Below are 17,817 nucleotides of genomic sequence, written 5' to 3'. Positions count from 1 at the left end.
CGATGTCAAAGCACACGTTCCATTTGTATATTACATCTTTCGTAGGGAGAAGGATGTCCTACTATCTTTTCAAACCCTAATTTGTGATACAGATTAATCGCAGGCTTTAGCACAGTATTGCTCTCCAGGTATACCTTTTTCGCACCTAATGCTCTTGCTTTTTCTAAGATGGCATTGCCCAGCAACCAGCCAATGCTCTTACCCTGAGCGGCCGGAGACACGGCCATTTTAGCCAGTTCGTAGTCGTATTCAGGATCTTTCATTTTGATAAGGGCACATACACCCATGGGCACATCGTCATATAAAGCAACGAGGATATGTCCGCCGTTATCCAGTATGTATTCCTGGGGATGATCCAGCGCTTTGTAGTCGGCCTCTTCCATCCTGAAATAGGTAGAGATCCATTCTACGTTGAGGTCTTTAAACGCCTGCTGATACGCCGGTTGATAATCAACGATCTTCACCTTCCGGCTCTCTCTTTCCTTTTTCTGTTCCTGCACCCAGCGCAAAAGACTCTTTTGTTCCAGTAGGAACTCCCATTCTGCAATAGCGTTCCAGAGGTCGTGCCTGGTATTGGCAGAAATGGCTTCGATGGCATTCCTTACGTCGGTATATTGCTCTTCTATTTTGCCGGTGATCTCTTTGCCTTTGGGAGAAAGGCTGACCATATTCCGACGACCGTCAGTTTTGTCTTTTTTCTCTTTTACAAGGCCTTTATCCACCATCTCACTGATAATCTTACTCACGGAAGGGTGGGAGTGTCCTATCTCTTTGGCAATGGCGGTAATGGTCATAGCTTCGCCGCGCGACAGTACATAAAATACAGGAAACCATTTGGGGTTCATATCTATACCATACATGTTGTAAATCTGCGCGGCATCTTCTGTTATTTTTTCCGTCAATAAGCGTAACCTGCTTCCTACGGCAAACTTGCCCACAGTATCAAAGAAACTCATAGCTCGACTGTTTATGTAATTAATTATGTAACTGGTTACGTAAATATAGAAATATTATTGGAAAAAGCAGTACTATTTTTAGTTTCAGGGAAAATTTATGCAAAAAAGCCTGCCTTAAAACTAAAAGGCAGGCTTGTAACTAAACAAGAGGAACGAGCTTCTTTATTTCAGGTTATCAATGCTCCATTTATATCTGTTGATGGATCCCAGCAACGCTGCTGCTCCTGCTGTTGTCCATACAGAATAGGATAATGGCGGTTTAACCCCCAATGCAACAGTCATACTTAATGCAAAGATCACCATCAGCAGGAAGGTGCCCCATGATGCCAGTCTGGTTTTATAACCTATCAGGAACATCACTCCGAAAATAACCTCCAGCACGGTGGCCAGGATGGCCAGGATGTTGCCTATCTGGGGAGATACATAAAAGTTCAGTTTATTGGAATAGGCGAGAAAGTTTTCCCAGTTGCCCCAGGACACATTTACTGTTCCCGGAGGGCCCCATATCCCCAGCCTGTCTGCCACGGCAGATAGCAATGATGCTGCTAAGGCAAGCCTCAGAAATAGCTGGGAGAAATTAATGGTATTGGTATTCATTGCGTTAAATAATTTAATAGAATAAAGATCGATGTTATTATTCCCCGAAATCTTATCCTGGATTAAGAAATAATTCCACGATATACCCGCTTACTCACTTCAAAGCAGGTACTTTTTTAACATTAAACAGCGCACGGAAGGCTTTGTTGAAGAATGGCCCTATTATTATCAATAACAACAATGTTACCGAAACAATGAACATCAACTTGAATACATACATATTGGTCATTAACTGGGATTGTACTATAAGCGCTCTGTTGATATTGGTATTTGCCAGGGCATTTGCCTGATCAGCACTGAATCCTTTGGAACGGAACAATTGTACAAATTGATTGAACCTTTGTGAAAAATTGTCATCCACATTGGTTACGTGACGCAGGAATTTTTCCCTGTTGAATTGGTTAAAGTACAATTGCAGGGTGTAAAATCCGGCGGCACTATTCAGGCCGGTGATAAACCTTGATATGGCAGCAAGACTGATGCCGGTAAAACCTGTGGATGCCGGTAAACCGGAAACGGCGTAAATAACAACAGGCACAAAGAGAAAACCTGATGCTGCGCCCTGGAAGAAAACAGGCCAGGCAAGATCAAAGAAAGCGATATCCGGCGTAAAGGTGATATACATCCAGCTATGATAAATAGCCAGCGATGTTAGTCCAAGTATAAACATCACACGAAATGGTACTTTCCTGCTAAGCATCAATAGTGCTATGATAGTACAAATGAGTATAGCTGAGAAGTTAAATGCTGCCAGCCACATAATTTTATATGTGTCCCATCTCAGCACAGTAGCACAATATCCGTAAATCAGGTTAATGCTGTCTTTTGCTCCAAAGTATACTACCAGTATCAGCAAGCCGGTAATGAACTGTTTCGATTTAAACACTGCCGGATCGAGATATGGCCTCTTTAGCGTTGTCTGACGGTAATACAATATTCCGATGCTCATCGTTGCAATGAAGACGGACAATACGATACGCGAATCTGTAAACCAGTAGTATTTAGGTCCATAGATAAAGGCATATGCCAGGCTGATCCCGGTAGATAGCATTGCTACAAACCCGAACCAGTCTATCTGGTACAAAGGGTATCTTTTCATACCGGTACCGGGATTCAGCAACAGTAGTACAATAAGCAGCGCCAGAACCTGGAAAGCTATCAGGTATTTATAGATAGAAGGCCAGTCATAATTATCTGTGACCCAGGCGCTCAATATGCCTATGATGACCGTATTAGCCAGGATCGTTGTATAAAAGATCGTGGAGCCTATGGCAGTAGCTTTTGCAGGAGGCAGGCTGGCAAAATACAGTGTCAGAACAGATCCCGCTATACAGGCTACTACAATTCCTATCATCAGTCGAAGGCCCATAAAGACAAAGATATCTGTAGTGTACAGACAGGCTATGCTGAGCAGAATACCGGCAATAATAATGAAGAGCATATAGGACCTTCTTTCAAAGTAGCGCAGAAACCTGAACTGGATGGGCAGAATGGCCAGGATGCCTACATAGGTCAGTTGCAGGGACAGGCTGACGTCTTCCGGCTGCGCACCAAAGTGGCTTACCACATAGTTCTGGTTAAGTGCATAGAGCCCGAATTGGACAATGCCAGAGAGGAGAACAAGGAAGAGGCCTATCCAGATAAACCCCTTTCTTTTTTTCGCCCATGGTTTGAAAAAGTCCGGTGCGTTCATGATGCTATTTTTTAACGATGATGACTGCATTCATACCAACTCTGACATCAGCAAGTGTGGTATCAATAAATGCTATTTTTACAGGAATACGTTGCGCGATCTTTACAAAGTTGCCTGTTGAATTATCCGGAGGTAATAAGGAAAACTTAGCGCCGGTACTTGGAGAGATAGAGACTATTTTACCTTTGAACACTTTGCCCGGAATAGCATCAATTGTTATGTCCACAAGCTTACCTTCCTGCATGGCCGACATCTGTGTTTCCTTGAAGTTGGCGGTCACCCATTTACTGTTTTCATTGACGATGGAAACCAGTGGTTGTCCGGCCTGAATCTGCTGTCCCTCCTGGATGACCTTTCTGCCCAGGCGTCCGCTATATGGAGCAATGATCACAGTGTATCCAAGATTGATGCGGGCAAAATCCAGTTGCGTTTGTTTCCTTTTCAGGTCTGCCGCCAGCAGGCTTTTTCTGCTTCTCAGTTCTTCAATTTTTGAATAGCTGGTTTTGAGTGTATTGTTGGCAGCGTTGAGATCACTCATCGCTACATCATATCGTGCCTTTACCTGTTCGTACTCCTGACCGGTAGCCGCTTCTTCCTTTATCAGGTTCTCATATCTTTTGATATCCTGTTGCTGTTGCCATAGTCTGGCCTGTGCGGAAGAGATCTGGTCTTTGTTGATATAGGTACCTGATTGTGCTGCCGAGATACTGGCATCCAGTACCAGTTCCTGCGCGTGTGAATCCTGTAAGGCGGCTTCGGCCTCCTGTACTTTGTTCCTGTATTCACGGTCATCGAGAATCACGAGGGTGTCTCCCTTATTTACCCATTGGTTTTCTTCAAATAATATCTGCTGAATATAACCTGCAGCTCTTGCCGATACCGGGTTGATATACGCCTCCACTTGCGCATCGTTGGTCTCTTCAACGTGTCGTGATCTGTTGAACATTTTATAGAAATAGATAACAGCGATCAGGATAATAATAACTGCTAGAGATGTCATTATCATCTGGCTGATCTTTTTTCCGGTTGTATTGTTTGCTTGTGACATATCGGGAAAGGTTTAAGAATTGTACAATTGATCTGATCAGAGTTTACCGCTTGTGTATAGTAATCTGTAATAAAAGGCCAGTGCGTCTGTCTGGGATTTAATAAGATTATATTTTGATTCCAGGTAAAGATTGTCTGCATCCAGCAGATCCGTCAGCAGTGCAAGCTGATTGAAGTACTTGGCGCTTACGATCTTGTAGTTGGCGCTGGCCTGTTCTATAGAAGATTCGGCGACGCTTATCCTGTCAAGTGATTCGCTGTATTTGATGTACAGGGAATTGGCTTCATCTGCAACATTATCCCTGATAGCCGATTCCTGTGTTTGTAAGGCATTCAGACGAAGCTTTGCGGCTTTTTCCTTGTTCCTGTTATGATATAAGGAAGAGAGGTTATATTGGGCTCTTAAGCCAATGAATCCAACTGAGTATGCCTGATCTACAGGTGGAAAAACAAGGTTGTTGGGGTAATTCACACCATAAGCGGAAAATGCCTGTAAGGTAGGCAGGTAAGCTCCTCTGATGGCTTTTAGCCTGTTTTCCTGCAATTTCTGCTGCTGCTGAGATCTTAGTACTGCATAGGAGGTTTCCTTTACATTATCGACCAGGCTTGTAAGTGAGGCTGTTGCAGGTTTATCACCACTTACAGAATCCGTTGGAATAATTTGTGTATGCCGTGGCAGATCCAGTAATACATTCAGCCTTGAGGTAGCTATGGCAAGATCATTCTCGTTCTGTTCACGGCTTAATTTCTGATTATCCAGTATAAGCTTTGCTCTCAGCAGGTCACTTCTTGTCACTCGCTGATTGCGGAATAGTGCTTCTATATTTTTATAACGTGTTTCTGCACGTCTTATCTGTTCAATGATCACTGTATCCTGTTCCTGCAGGCGTATGATATTGAGATAGGCGGATATTGCCTGAAGGAAGATATTGCCAGACAGGTCGAGTGTATTCAGGGAGGCAAGATCTTTCCTGATTTCCTGTTCCCTGATGGCGGCATTTTGTCTGCCACCGGCAAAGAGGGTGACAGCGGCGTCCATGCCCAGGGCTGCACTGTTAGGTGTTGGAGGGCGGGAGATGCTATGTCCGTCGGACAGGCCGCCATCATAAAGTGTCACTTTACTGAAGCGCTGATAACTGCCATTTATATTTACCTGGGGAAGTTTGCTGATCTGTGCATCCCTGAGTTCTGCATTTACAGCATCTTCTTCCGTTTGTGAAATGCTGATCTGTTTGTTCTTCTGTTTTGCCAGCTGTAATACATCCTGCAGGGACATCTTATAAATGGAATCCTGCGCAGATGAGGGCAAGGACAAAAGGATCGCTGACAGGGCGGTGAGCGCCTGTTTAATTATACTTTTCATGGTAATTGATGCTTTTATTATGGCTGTTGTTACATGGATGTACAGGCAGACAGAGTTGATGACAGATAAAGTTCTTGATACGTCCATTTATCTGTTCTTCCGTTATTTCTTCCAGGTTGAGCAGCTCGCCGGCAAGGGGAGACCTGCCAATGATCTGGTGCAACAGATGGAATAGTGTCATTAAAAAGAGGTCTGTGTCAATATTGCGGAATTCATTCCCGGCGATGCCAGTCTTTACTACCTTCCGGAATATGTCAGCACTGGCTTTCACCGTATCCAGGATCGCCGTCTTAAAAGAGTGGTTCCGGAAGGAGAATATCTCACTGTTCAGAATACGATAGAAATAGAAATTGTCCCTGATACCGGCGATGTAAATCGTTACGTAACTAAGCAGCCTTTCAAAGCTGCTGGCCGTTGCATTTACCGGCAATGCGTTGAGTGAATCTGTCAGCAGGCGAAGCCTTAGTTCAAATATAGATCTGTACAGATGTTCTTTCGACTCAAAATGATAATATATAAGGGCAGGGTTGATCCCTGCTTTGGCAGCAATATCTCTGACGGTTGTTCCCTCATAACCATTTTCTGCAAACATCACTTCTGCTGTGAGGATGAGTAAGTCTTTAATACGATTTTTCTGCTCTTTCATGATCTGTGATTGTCAGGACAAAGGTCATACAGATCAGGGCGCGGGGAAAGGGCAGAAAGACGGAGTTATTCGTCGTTTTTACTGTTAAGAGGAGGGATTGGTTGTTTTTTCCGTTGTTTAGGTCCGGGAACAGGAACTGTTATTCGGTGAGAGCGTTCCGGTAGGTGAGAGGTGACATGCCGGTATTTACCTTAAAGAACTTACCGAACACGGATTGGTCAGAGAAATGGAGCAGATCGCTTATCTGGGAGATGCTCAGGTCTTTTCGCTGGAGCAATACTTTGGCCTCAAGGATCAGGGTTTGATCTATCCATTCTCCTGCAGTTCTCCCGGTTTGTTCTTTTATGACCTCTGAAAGGTATTTGGGCGTTACATTCAGATGGGATGCGTAGAATCTGACTGAGTGTTGCTGTAAGACCTCTTTCGACAGCAGCGTCTTAAAATTGGCCAGTAGGGGATGTGCTCTGGCGGAGGGCTCCGGATCCGCTTCTTTTAAACGGGCGGCAGCGGCGTCTGTTTCACAGAGCAGGATGTTCAGGTAACTTCTGACAATATCGTTTGTATGAGGATGCCCTTCCTGGATGGTAGCACGCAGCAGGTCATAGATGGCGGAGAAGCGCTGTACATTTTCGTTCGACAGGGGAATTACATGTGAATCTTCATTGTCAAAAAAGCCGTACTTCAAAAGGTAGTAAATATTGGCCTGGTTTTCCAGGAAGAAGCTTTCCTTGAAAAAGATCAGGTCCAGGCGGGGATTGTTTTCCACCTTATGGACGCTACGGATGATGTATGGTCCGATTGTTATCAGGGCAGGACCGGTCACAACACCCGCAGTCAATCCAACAGTGATGCCTACCTGTCCCTCTTTCAGAAATACTATGGCATACGTATCTGTTCTGAAAGGTTCTTCGATAGAAGGTGTATAGTTTTCTTCTCCTATAAAAAGAAAATCATCACGCCTGGCTGCCTGTGAAAAGACATCTAATAGTTTTGAGATGTTATATGTGGAAATAGCCTTCATCCCCGGTATATGAATGAGGCAAGATAACTAAAAATGTCATTTAATAAGGCTGGGAGCCCTAATTGCCGGCTATCAGCGCTGCGACAAGTGCTCCTATCACTGCTCCGCCGATACCGAATTTCAGGGCCCTGGAATTGCGTTTCCTGCGTTCGTCTTCCAGCATCTTACGGGAATCTTCCAGGAGCTTTTGTGTCTCTACCAGGCTGGTAGTAGCTTTATCCAGGGACGCTGAGATACCTTTCAGGCTTATGCTGGTTCTATCCATAAAAGCGAGGGAGCTGCCCGACAGGGAGTCGAACTGCTGTTTCAGTTGCTGGTAATAGAACTCTTTCTGTTTCAGCATAGTGTCCTGTTGGTGTATCATACTTTCATAACTATCCATAATACCCTGGAAAGAAGTACTTTTCAGGCGGACTTTATCATAGTAATTCTTGTAGATGTGGAAGGTCGCCCTGTTCAATATAAATGCGGTATCACATTGAATGAGCAATGTGTCGCCCCGGTAAATGGTATACAGGCTGATGCCGGAGCTGTCTTTAAATGTCTTGAGGCGATCCTGCGAGTATCCCTGTGTGACGGCCAGGCAGAAAAATATCGCAGGCAGCAGCTTGTGCAAGGTTAATGGTTTCATATGTGTAATGTCAGTTTACAGGGGTTTTACTTCAATTGGGGGAAGACTGTCGGTCTCCTTCAGCTCTTCTTTGAAATTCTTCACTTTTTCATTCAGTTCTTCCAGTGTCTGTTTCAGTTTGGCATTTGACTTAGCTTCCTCTATCTCCTTTTTAGTGTTTAAAATGGAGACGTTGGTCTGGATGTTCTTGATGTAATACTTGAACTTGTCAACATCTCCCTGTAAAGAATCCAGTCTTGCGCGGGAGGCATTGATGTAATTCAGCGCGGTGTCAATATTTCTCTGAGATGCTTCGATATTCTTCTGGATCTGTTTTAACTGGCTTTTCTCAAAGAAAGTAATGAGTGCGTTGATACATGTGAGTCCGAGTACGATGTAGATAACAATACGAAGTGACTTGTCCATTGGAAAATCGGGGTTTGGGGCTATTAATAATAGTATATATACACAGCTGGCAGGAAAGCTGGGATATAAAGTTAAAAATAATATTCAAATGATAAAAATTTAATTTATTAGCCTGAAATGCCTGCCAGCTGTGTTATTTAGTTGATCTATACAGCTTTTCGCGCGCCATAGATATTGATCTTTTCCAGCAGCTCTACTATGGAATTGATTTCCAGTTTTTTAAAAATACGGGTCTTGTAAGTGCTTACTGTTGTCAGCTGCAATTCCATTTTTGCCGCAATTTTCAGTAAGGGAAGTCCCTTTATCAGGAGGTTCATCACCTCTATTTCCCGGGAAGAGAGTTGTGCTAAAGGATTGGCAGACGAGGGCACGTACAAAGGCATTTCCTTTTCTTCCTTCAGCAGGGAGGAGAGTGTCAGTTGTATTTCTTCTGCTGTCGAATTTTTACTGAGACAGGCATCTGCTTCCTGGTATAATGAATCAATGATCATAGCTTTCTCACTATGCGAAGAATAAAGCAATATCCTGGTAGCAGGAGATTGTTTTCTGATCGCATTCATCATCGACAGGGTATCAATACCCGGAAAATATCTGCTCAGGATAAGCAGGTTAAAAGTCTGTTTTTTCATAGCTGCCATGACATCATCTGCAGTTACTACCATTAGCACCGTAACGGGTGCGGGTAACATGGTGATGATCTGAGAAAGTCCATCGCGTGCGATGGAGGGTTCATGGGCAATAAGGATATAGTTCATTCATCAACGTATAAATAGGTATATGGTTACTTACGTCTTTTAGGTATATAAAACAAAGTTATAATATTTTATTATGTAATGTCAATCGACAGCCTGTAGTAATTGTACTACAAGTATGTCAAATATTTACTATGAATGAACGAGGGATGCCATGCTAATTTTATGGCGAAAATAACCTTTTCGTATAGGTATTACGGACACTCCATCTACAGGGGTACACGATTTTCATTTTGCATTGATAGTTTGTCTGCTTGTGGCCCGGATGGCGAAAGGCCTTGTTTAGACCTACCTGCAATCAGCCGGTGGTTTTTAAGTTGAGGATAGTCCCTCTCATCTGCGCAGGTGAGAGGGGCTATCTTTTTTGTTAACTTTACACACAAATAAAAACCCCGTGTATGGCAGAACAAAAAACCAAACCAACCGAACAGACAGTCGCAAACTTCCTGGACGGTGTAGCTGACGAAAACGTGCGGAAGGATTGTTTTGACCTCGTAAGATTAATGGAAAAGGCTACCGCCTTCCCTCCCGTAATGTGGGGTGGCAGTATTGTAGGTTTCGGGCAATATCACTATAAGTACGAAAGTGGTCATGAAGGTTATTCCTGTCTGGCCGGCTTTTCACCACGTAAGCAGAATATCTCATTGTATGTGATGGGTTTCGAAAATCGTCAGACCTTACTTGATAAACTGGGAAAATACAAGGCCGGTAAAGGATGTCTTTATATTAAAATGCTGTCTGACGTAGACAGCCAGGTGCTGGAACAACTGGTAAAAGAATCTGCTGCCTATCTGCAAAAGAAGTACCCCAATAAATGATACAGGTTGTTTAGTATGTCTTATTGGTAGGCTGGTGCGCGCTCTGTTGTGTGTAAAGTCAACAGAAAGAAGTTATTCGCAGCTTTAATATTCGTTAACAATCTTTATTGTTTTCATTTATTAGCTTAGAGGCAACCAACCAATTTACCAGAATCAACCATGAAAAAACAAGTTTTGCTCTTTGCAGCACTTTTACCCATGCTCGCAAAGGCCCAATCCAACACCTTTTCCATTACGGGTAAAATAGGTCATATCAACGCACCCGCCAGAGTTTATTTCGACTACACCGATTTCCTGAATGCCGGAGGTGGCAGGGAAGATTCCGCAGATGTTATAGACGGCACCTTCAAGTTTACAGGGGAATTATCCGGAGTAGCTACCTGTCGTATGGCGCTTGCGCATAACGGAGACGGGAAAATGAAGGCAGTGTATACGGGAGATGTGATCTATTTCCAGTTTGGTAAAGAAAACATCGTCATCAGCTCGAAAGACTCGCTGAGTAATGCGGTATTTACCGGCTCTAAAGTACATGAGGAAGAAGACGCTTACAACAAAGTGATTGGCGGCACCATCATGTCTATTACCAAAGATGCAAATGCTGATTTTGCAGCAGGTACAGAAGCGCAGCGCGCTGATTCCAATTTTGTAAAAGCCGTTGACCAGCGGTTTCGCCAGCGTGTCAATGACAGGGCAGAGAAACAGCTGCTGTTTGCGAAAGAACATCCGAATTCTGTTTTCGCATTGATTGCATTGTCAGAAGCGATGACCTTTAAAAAGGATATGACAGAGATCACGCCTATCTACAATGGACTGAATGCGAAATACCGTAATTCCAAAAAAGGGAAGGAGGTAGATCAGCGTATCAAGTCAGTACAACTGACCGCTAAAGGAGCTGTAGCGCCCATCTTTGCCATGAAAAATGTGAAAGGGAATCCTGTTTCACTGAAAGACCTGAGAGGCAAAACAGTGCTGCTGGAGTTCTGGGCAAGCTGGTGCGCCCCCTGTCGTGCAGAGAATCCTAATCTGAAAGAACAGTACAAGCTGTATAAGGACAAGGGTTTTGAGATCCTCGCGGTATCCCTGGATAGCGATAAGAAGAAATGGGAAGATGCGATCGAGAAAGATGGCGTTCCCTGGATTCATGTATCTGATCTGAAAGGATGGTCTAACGAAGCTGCCATACTGTATGGTGTAACAGCAGTGCCGGCCGGTTTCCTGATTGGTCCTGATGGAAAGGTCATTGGGAATAACCTGAGAGGAGAATCACTGAACAAGAAATTAGCGGAGTTGCTGAACTAGTGATAGAGGGACTTCATTTAAAAGCGGTGCAGGTTGTATAAGCCTGCACCGCTTTTGTTTTATTCATTCACTGCAACAGCCAGCAGGTACCAGGCGGCATGCGGCAGCCATTGTTCTGCCCAGCGCCAGTCGTAGTCTTTCTTTGTCATAGCGTAAGACAGATTAAAGTCGATGTCATCTTCGTTTTCCAGTCCGGAAGTGATGCCATTCACAATACCTCCCGGTGCATTGGTATACTCAAAAGTACCAAAGAAACCATAGGCCGGATTGTTATGGCCCGTGCCCTGCAGCATGCAGGCATCATAGGGATTCAGTCCCAGTATCCAGTTTAGCTGATTCAAGGCAAGGTTTTCCAGGCTATCATGGAATGGTTTGTCTTCCTTAAAGAAATGTGCAGCCATTCTGGCGGCAGTAGCAACGGAACCGAGTCTTGCGTTTTCGCCCTGCCACCATGGAGACGCCTCACTGCCATGCGGGAAGAAGAAGGCTGTTTTCCTGATGCCGGCAGTGTCTTCGGTATATTGGCGGCTGTATCCGAAAGGATTGTTTACTTCGGCTGTCAGGGCCAGTTCATATTGCATATATTTCCGGATAACCGTTTTCAGTGATGCCTGTACGTCAGCTGCAGCCAGCGGATAGTAATTCAGGAGGCTCACAATGGGTAGCCCCGCATCAGAAGGATGGAAGAAGGGTCTGTCTTTTTCATCCGCCCTGAAGTAGGTGTATTTACCCTTGCTGATTAACCTGTTTATAAGCCCGTTTGCACGCTTATTGGCCGCCTCGAGGTATATGGGCTTCTTAGTAGCTTTATAGAGCTCTGTTGCGGCGCTAAGGGCGCAGTAATCATCTACGATATTTTCCTTGCCATCATTGGTCATTAATGGGTTCTCTTTTTCCAGGAAGGCGAAGGCATCTTCTGCCGCTTTCAGATAGTCTTTATTGGTGAATTCACCGGAGGTATCATAAGTGGATGCTATTGCCAATGCAGCAATAGAAACGCCGGCGCCGGAGCGGTAACTGGACTGGTAGCTGCGCCAGTTGTTGGTCTCAGGGGCCGTACCTGCACTAAAGGATTGATCTTTGGATTGTTTGATCCTGTAGCCTTTGTCTTCCGCCCGGATAGTACGGTCTTTCGCCAGTTTACCTGGACCCGGTGCAGACACAGAGCGGTAGAAAGAACCACCGGGCGCTTTCAGTCGTACGAGGTAATCCGCGCCATACAGGGCCTCATCCAGCACCCGCCGGATATATTGCCTGTAGTCAGTGCCCGGTTTTCTTTTCAGCAGATCATATGTTTTCAGCAGGCTCCATACGGTGAGTGATACCTGCTGCGGATTGAAGTAACTGGAGAAGGACAGGTGGGAGAGGTGTTTACCATAATCACCAGTGGCGTCGTACCAGCCGCCATGCGCATCGATGGTATCAGTTGTTTTTCCGGAGAGCAGCAGGTGATGGTCTGCCTGGTCCAGCAGGCCAGAACTTCTTTGTCCTTTGAAATAATAGATCACATCGGAGATAGTGGCCTGTTCCAGTACATTTTTGCCAATAGTGAAAGGATAAGACTGAACAGGCTGACCGGCGACTGTTGCCCGTAAAAAATAGCTGCCGGGCGTCTTATAGTCACTGAAGTCGATGGTCCAGAACAGCCAGTTTTTCCATTTGTTGACCGGACCGCTGTAAACAGGTTTCCCGGTAAATACTTTCCGGCCTGTAGTGGCGTCTATCAGTTCAAAATTTTCTACGGCGACTTTGGTTTCCGCCATCATAATGGCGCGTTTTGATTTGCTGTACTCGTATCCAACGTGGTTAGTGATCAGTTTCGTGGACTGGGCTGTCAATATTCCCGGCCATAGCAGGAACATAAACAGTACAAGCGTGCTGAAGGATCTCATGGTCATAATTTAATGAAGAGGTAATGATATAAGCGGACGATACAATAACGTTCCCTAATATAAGTCAAGGATCCGGTTGATTTTGTTTTTTTACACGGGTGGGTTTCAGGATGGAGTAGATTGATGTACCTGGCTCCAGCCGGCAAGCAGGAAAAGGATTAGGATAGTAGCCGGTGATTTGATATGATCAGGAGAATAGACCGGTGGTCATAATTTCCCGCAGTTGCAGGGAGGCGGCGCTGTTACCCAGCCGGGCAGCCCGCTCAAAATAATATTTCGCCCAACGCTGGGACTTTCTGACGCCATCGCCGTGTTTATAACACAAGCCCAGATTGTACAAGGCCTTGGCGTCGTCTTTGGCTGCAGCTTTCTTATACCAGAAGACAGCCTTCTGCTCGTCTTTTTTTACGCCATAGCCATAGAAATAACAGTATCCCAGGTCTCTTTCAGCCTCGGTGTCGCCTTGTGCAGCAGCTAGTTTGTACCAGTATACGGCTTTCTTGTCGTTCTGCTTTACGACCTCGCCCTCCCGGTAAAAGAACCCAACATTATATTGGGATTCCATATGCCCCTTCAGGGCTGCCTTTAAGTACCATTTGTAAGCACTGGCAGGATCTTTCTCCACACCTCGGCCATAATCATAACAGGTGCCCAGATAGAACTGTGCCCTCAGATGACCGGCAGAAGCAGCGGAAAACCACAACAGCACAATTTGTCGCCAGTTTTTCCTCTGTGTAGCTGTTTCAAAAGCCAGGTGATATCCTAACAGGAATCGTCTGTTCTGCTCTAACTTATTGAGGAGTGGTGCATCGCTTTTCATATCGCAAAATTTGGGATAAAACGCATTCTAAGGTAGAGATTTCAGTGTGGCATAGCCCGCGCCGGAGGATAAATATAAACATTATTTTCACCCGGAGCGTCAATTTTTCACCTGAAGTGCCAATTATCGGTATAACTTACACGAACATGTTAATCTATCTCCCCCGCATCTTAATATATTTGTGTAATTATTACAATTTTTCCCTATGCCCATTTTTAGTCATGTGAGAGCTATCACAGTTTCAGCCCTGCTATTGCCTTTGTTAGCCGATGCCCAGGATACCTTAACGAACAGAAGAGACAGCAGCCAGCATTTAAAGGAGATCGTTGTTACCTATCAGGCCGGTAGTGCCACCCCTGTAACATATCAGAACCTGAATATGAAAGTGCTGGATGAAAAGAATACCGGACAGGAGCCCTCCTTTCTTTTATCAGAAACGCCTTCCATTACCGTGTATTCCGATGCAGGTAACATGCAGGGCTACTCGTATTACCGCCTGAGAGGAATGGACCAGACCCGGATCAATACCACCCTGGATGGTATGCCATTGAATGAACCAGAAGACCAGGGCGCCTATTTTTCCAATTACCCGGATATCCTGAATTCGGTAAGCCGGTTGCAGGTACAGCGGGGAGTGGGCACCTCCAAGAACGGCGCTGCCAGTTATGCCGGTAGTGTACAACTGTTCTCACCGGAAGCTGGAAATACTGCCAGTACCAACCTTGGTATAGGCTATGGGTCCTATAACAGCTTCCGGGTATTCGCCGAGCATCAGAGCGCCATAAAGAACAGGAAATCCCTGTATGTACGCGCTTCACAGGTATATACAGACGGATATAAATATCACTCTTCCAACAACTCCCAGTCTGTATTTGTCAGCGGAGGATTGTATTACGATAAAAGTACCTGGAAGCTCAATATCGTGGCCGGACACCAGCAGAACGGCATGGCCTGGCTGGCAGTAGCAGACTCCCTGATCGCCAAAGACAGAAGGTCGAATGCCAATACGAAGGCCGAAAAGGACCGCTTTTTCCAGGGACTGGTACAATTACAGAATATATGGCAGCCTTCCGGTCATGCGACGGTTAGTTCCAGCCTGTATTACACCTACCTGAAAGGTGGCTATGATTTTGACCTGAACAATTACCTTGGTCTGGAAAGTGATGGAAACCTGTTCAATTACGATTTCCGGTCTCATTTTGGAGGATTCTTCTGTAATTACACACTGACTTATGACCGTTTCAAATGGACAAGTGGTATACATGGCAACCTGTATACCCGGCAGCATACAGGTACCGATGGCCAGTTGGGCAGGCTGTATCAGAATGATGGTTATAAGAATGAGATCAGTGCTTTCAGTAAAGTAGAATATCAGTTACACCGTTTCACCCTGTATGCAGATCTGCAATACCGCTATACTACTTTCGACTATAAAGGCAGTGTGCCCTTTGATAAAATGGACTGGCATTTCCTGAATCCAAAAGCCGGTGTGAGCTTCGCTGTAAATGATCATGCCAGTATATACTACAGTGCCGGAAGAACAGGCAGGGAACCAACACGCAATGACATTTTTGGTGGTAATGATGATTTGACGGCAGATAGTACGGGTAAGGCTATCATCTATAACCGTGATGCAGAATCAGTCGTAGATCATGAACTGGGTATCCGTTTGCAGCAGCGTAATTTCGCCCTGCAGCTGAATGGATATTATATGGATTTCAAAAATGAGATCGTGTTAAACGGACAGGTAGGTCCGAACGGACTGCTACTGACCAATAAAGTAGAAAGCAGTTACCGCACAGGTATTGAGTTATATGCTGCTTACCAGCTGGGTGCTTTCAGTTTTACAAACAACTCTTCATTCAATCATAGCCGTATTAAGGAGCAGACAACATCCTTTAGTCCTATATTAACGCCTGCCCTGATCATTAACCAGGAGGTGGCTTACCGGCATAAGCGATTGGGCGTAGCCGTATCAGGCAGGTATCAGCATCGTGCATATATAGACTTTGCGAACGAAGCAGCTGTGAAGGGATATGTATTGCTGAATACGAGAGCACAGTATACACTTGCAGGTTGTACGCTCTCAATGTTTGTCAATAACATTGCCGGCGCGAAGTATTACAACGATGGATATGTAGAAGCAGATGGAACCCGCAAGTATTTTGTACAGGCGCCACGGAATGTGTATGTTGCATTTAAATACAGCTTCTGATGAATTTTTTTGACGTTACCAATATTGCCATTCATGTACCGGGATATCCTATCAGTTATATTGAACTGATAGGGACGGTCTTCGGATTGATCTCTGTGTATTATGCGTCAAAAGCCAATGTACTGACATGGCCTACAGGTATCATCAATGAGATTGCATTGTTTGGATTATTCTTCCAGATACAGCTGTATGCTGATATGCTGTTACAGGTTTTCTTCCTGGTAGTCACTGTTTTTGGCTGGTATAACTGGCAGAATAAAACGGAAGAAGTACCCATCAGCAGAATGCCGGGCAGGATGGTCACGGTATATGGCATTACATTGCTGGCGGGCACTATATTGACAGGCATCATTATTCAGCAATTCCATCACTGGATGCCTGCTTATTTCCCATTGCCCACTACCTATCCCTATGCAGATTCCTTTGTGATGGTAGCAAGTATGCTGGCTACTTTCCTGCTGGCAAAGAAACGGGTAGAGACATGGATACTGTGGATTGTGGTAGATGTAGTGAGCGTTGTATTATATCTCATCAAAGGAGTTTATTTCTTATCACTGGAATATGTAGTGTTTTTAGGACTGGCCACCTATGGATTATTACAATGGCGGAAAAAAATGATGTATGCGTAAAGGCTTTGTCTTCGGAAAATTTATGCCCTTTCATAAAGGACATGAGGCAATGATCAGGTTTGCCTTGTCCCATTGTGATACCGTATCTGTACTGGTATGTTGCAGTAACCTGGAAACATTGCCGGCTGAGGTACGTCAATTATGGGTGGAAGCAACTTTCAGGGACGAGCCACGGGTAAAGGTGATACTATATCAGTATGACGAGCGTTCATTGCCTAATACTTCCGAAACATCCGCATCGGTGTCAGCTGTGTGGGCAGCACAGTTTAAACTGCTTTTCCCTGATCACAATATAGTCGTTACCTCAGAACCTTATGGGGAACTGGTGGCTGATTATATGGGGATCACACATATACCCTTTGATATGCAGAAAAGCCAGTATCCGGTGTCTGCAACGAAGATCAGAGCGAATCTGCCTGCCACCTGGACATATCTGCCCGAGCGTGTAAAAGCCTCCCTGATCACAAAAGTAGTGCTGCTGGGTACTGAGTCGACGGGCAAAACAACATTGACCGGCAGATTGGCCGCTCATTTTAACTGCGGTGCAGTAATGGAGGCCGGCAGGGATATCGTGGAAGATTCCAATAACTTTGGCATCCATGATCTGTATCTGATAGCGAAGGAGCATGCCAGACGTATCGATCAGCAATCCATAGGGGATAGTCCCCTGCTTATCATTGATACGGATATTTATATTACCTTATCGTATGGTGAATATGCTTTCGGAGCAGTGCTGGATATTGCCCCGTCCATCCTTCAGAGTAATAAGGCTGACTTATACCTTTACCTCAATAATGATGCTCCTTATGTGCAGGATGGGACCAGACTGGAGAAGGAGGAGCGGGATTTACTCGATCTGTCGCATCGCCGGATACTGGAGAAGTATGGGATTAGTTATGAGGAGATCAAAGGCGACTGGGACGAACGCTTTGAACAGGCAGTCACACTGATAGAACAATTGATGCAGCGCAGGATGGAAAACTGGCTTTCTTTTGCCGGAAGACTGCAGCAGGTATGAGCCTTTTTTAATAAA

The 17,817-nt window shown here is 44.9% G+C and carries 17 protein-coding genes; 5 read left to right on the top strand and 12 right to left on the bottom strand.

Annotation, left to right across the window (positions count from 1 at the left end):
* Nucleotides 1-5: 5 nt before the first annotated feature.
* The 10 genes from BLR32_RS31680 to BLR32_RS31635 all read right to left on the bottom strand — a co-directional run bounded on the left by BLR32_RS31680 (nucleotide 6) and on the right by BLR32_RS31635 (nucleotide 9,114).
* Nucleotides 6-956, bottom strand: a complete 951-nt coding sequence (locus BLR32_RS31680; RefSeq protein ID WP_089838314.1) for a bifunctional helix-turn-helix transcriptional regulator/GNAT family N-acetyltransferase — start codon at nucleotides 954-956, stop codon at nucleotides 6-8.
* Between the two features lie 162 nt (nucleotides 957-1,118).
* Nucleotides 1,119-1,553, bottom strand: a complete 435-nt coding sequence (locus BLR32_RS31675) for a DoxX family protein (protein ID WP_089838312.1) — start codon at nucleotides 1,551-1,553, stop codon at nucleotides 1,119-1,121.
* Between the two features lie 94 nt (nucleotides 1,554-1,647).
* On the bottom strand, nucleotides 1,648-3,246 hold the full coding sequence (locus BLR32_RS31670; protein ID WP_143011664.1) for an MFS transporter: 1,599 nt from the start codon (nucleotides 3,244-3,246) through the stop codon (nucleotides 1,648-1,650).
* 4 nt (nucleotides 3,247-3,250) lie between these two features.
* Complete coding sequence (locus tag BLR32_RS31665; RefSeq protein ID WP_089838307.1) at nucleotides 3,251-4,294, bottom strand: HlyD family secretion protein; 1,044 nt, start codon at nucleotides 4,292-4,294, stop codon at nucleotides 3,251-3,253.
* Between the two features lie 36 nt (nucleotides 4,295-4,330).
* A complete protein-coding gene (locus BLR32_RS31660; protein WP_176842499.1) occupies nucleotides 4,331-5,656 on the bottom strand; it encodes a TolC family protein in 1,326 nt (441 codons plus the stop codon).
* Entirely contained in the window at nucleotides 5,640-6,302 is a 663-nt protein-coding gene (locus tag BLR32_RS31655; protein ID WP_089838303.1) for a TetR/AcrR family transcriptional regulator, read from the bottom strand. The genes BLR32_RS31660 and BLR32_RS31655 overlap by 17 nt, the downstream gene beginning before the upstream one ends.
* Nucleotides 6,303-6,441: 139 nt before the next feature.
* Complete coding sequence (locus BLR32_RS31650) at nucleotides 6,442-7,323, bottom strand: helix-turn-helix domain-containing protein (RefSeq protein ID WP_089838301.1); 882 nt, start codon at nucleotides 7,321-7,323, stop codon at nucleotides 6,442-6,444.
* Between the two features lie 58 nt (nucleotides 7,324-7,381).
* Complete coding sequence (locus tag BLR32_RS31645) at nucleotides 7,382-7,954, bottom strand: hypothetical protein (protein ID WP_089838299.1); 573 nt, start codon at nucleotides 7,952-7,954, stop codon at nucleotides 7,382-7,384.
* A gap of 15 nt (nucleotides 7,955-7,969) precedes the next feature.
* Complete coding sequence (locus BLR32_RS31640) at nucleotides 7,970-8,359, bottom strand: hypothetical protein (RefSeq protein ID WP_089838297.1); 390 nt, start codon at nucleotides 8,357-8,359, stop codon at nucleotides 7,970-7,972.
* Nucleotides 8,360-8,505: 146 nt separating this feature from the next.
* Entirely contained in the window at nucleotides 8,506-9,114 is a 609-nt protein-coding gene (locus BLR32_RS31635; protein WP_089838295.1) for a response regulator transcription factor, read from the bottom strand.
* Between the two features lie 395 nt (nucleotides 9,115-9,509).
* On the opposite strand from BLR32_RS31635, the gene BLR32_RS31630 reads away from it, so the two are divergent.
* Both BLR32_RS31630 and BLR32_RS31625 read left to right on the top strand, forming a co-directional pair.
* Nucleotides 9,510-9,929, top strand: a complete 420-nt coding sequence (locus BLR32_RS31630) for a DUF1801 domain-containing protein (RefSeq protein WP_089838293.1) — start codon at nucleotides 9,510-9,512, stop codon at nucleotides 9,927-9,929.
* Between the two features lie 159 nt (nucleotides 9,930-10,088).
* Nucleotides 10,089-11,228: a TlpA disulfide reductase family protein gene (locus tag BLR32_RS31625; RefSeq protein WP_089838290.1), complete on the top strand. Its 1,140-nt coding sequence runs from the start codon at nucleotides 10,089-10,091 to the stop codon at nucleotides 11,226-11,228.
* 59 nt (nucleotides 11,229-11,287) lie between these two features.
* Here the strand turns inward: BLR32_RS31625 and BLR32_RS31620 are convergent, their stop codons facing one another.
* Together BLR32_RS31620 and BLR32_RS31615 are read right to left on the bottom strand one after the other, a co-directional pair.
* The gene (locus tag BLR32_RS31620; RefSeq protein ID WP_089838288.1) at nucleotides 11,288-13,120 is read right to left on the bottom strand and encodes a glycoside hydrolase family 9 protein; all 1,833 of its coding nucleotides are present in this window, start codon (nucleotides 13,118-13,120) and stop codon (nucleotides 11,288-11,290) included.
* A 187-nt stretch (nucleotides 13,121-13,307) separates the two neighbouring features.
* Entirely contained in the window at nucleotides 13,308-13,940 is a 633-nt protein-coding gene (locus tag BLR32_RS31615; protein WP_089838286.1) for a tetratricopeptide repeat protein, read from the bottom strand.
* 205 nt (nucleotides 13,941-14,145) lie between these two features.
* On the opposite strand from BLR32_RS31615, the gene BLR32_RS31610 reads away from it, so the two are divergent.
* The 3 genes from BLR32_RS31610 to BLR32_RS31600 are packed head-to-tail and all read left to right on the top strand — an operon-like array spanning nucleotide 14,146 to nucleotide 17,802.
* On the top strand, nucleotides 14,146-16,155 hold the full coding sequence (locus BLR32_RS31610; RefSeq protein ID WP_089838285.1) for a TonB-dependent receptor: 2,010 nt from the start codon (nucleotides 14,146-14,148) through the stop codon (nucleotides 16,153-16,155).
* Nucleotides 16,155-16,784, top strand: coding sequence for a nicotinamide riboside transporter PnuC (pnuC, locus tag BLR32_RS31605; RefSeq protein ID WP_089838283.1), 630 nt, complete (start codon nucleotides 16,155-16,157; stop codon nucleotides 16,782-16,784). Before BLR32_RS31610 ends, pnuC begins: the two co-directional genes overlap by 1 nt.
* A complete protein-coding gene (locus BLR32_RS31600; RefSeq protein WP_089838281.1) occupies nucleotides 16,777-17,802 on the top strand; it encodes an AAA family ATPase in 1,026 nt (341 codons plus the stop codon). The genes pnuC and BLR32_RS31600 overlap by 8 nt, the downstream gene beginning before the upstream one ends.
* Nucleotides 17,803-17,817 lie beyond the last annotated feature (15 nt).

The organism is Chitinophaga filiformis, from assembly GCF_900102545.1.
Taxonomy (GTDB): Bacteria; Bacteroidota; Bacteroidia; order Chitinophagales; family Chitinophagaceae; genus Chitinophaga; species Chitinophaga filiformis.
This window is presented reverse-complemented; position numbering and strand designations above follow the sequence as displayed.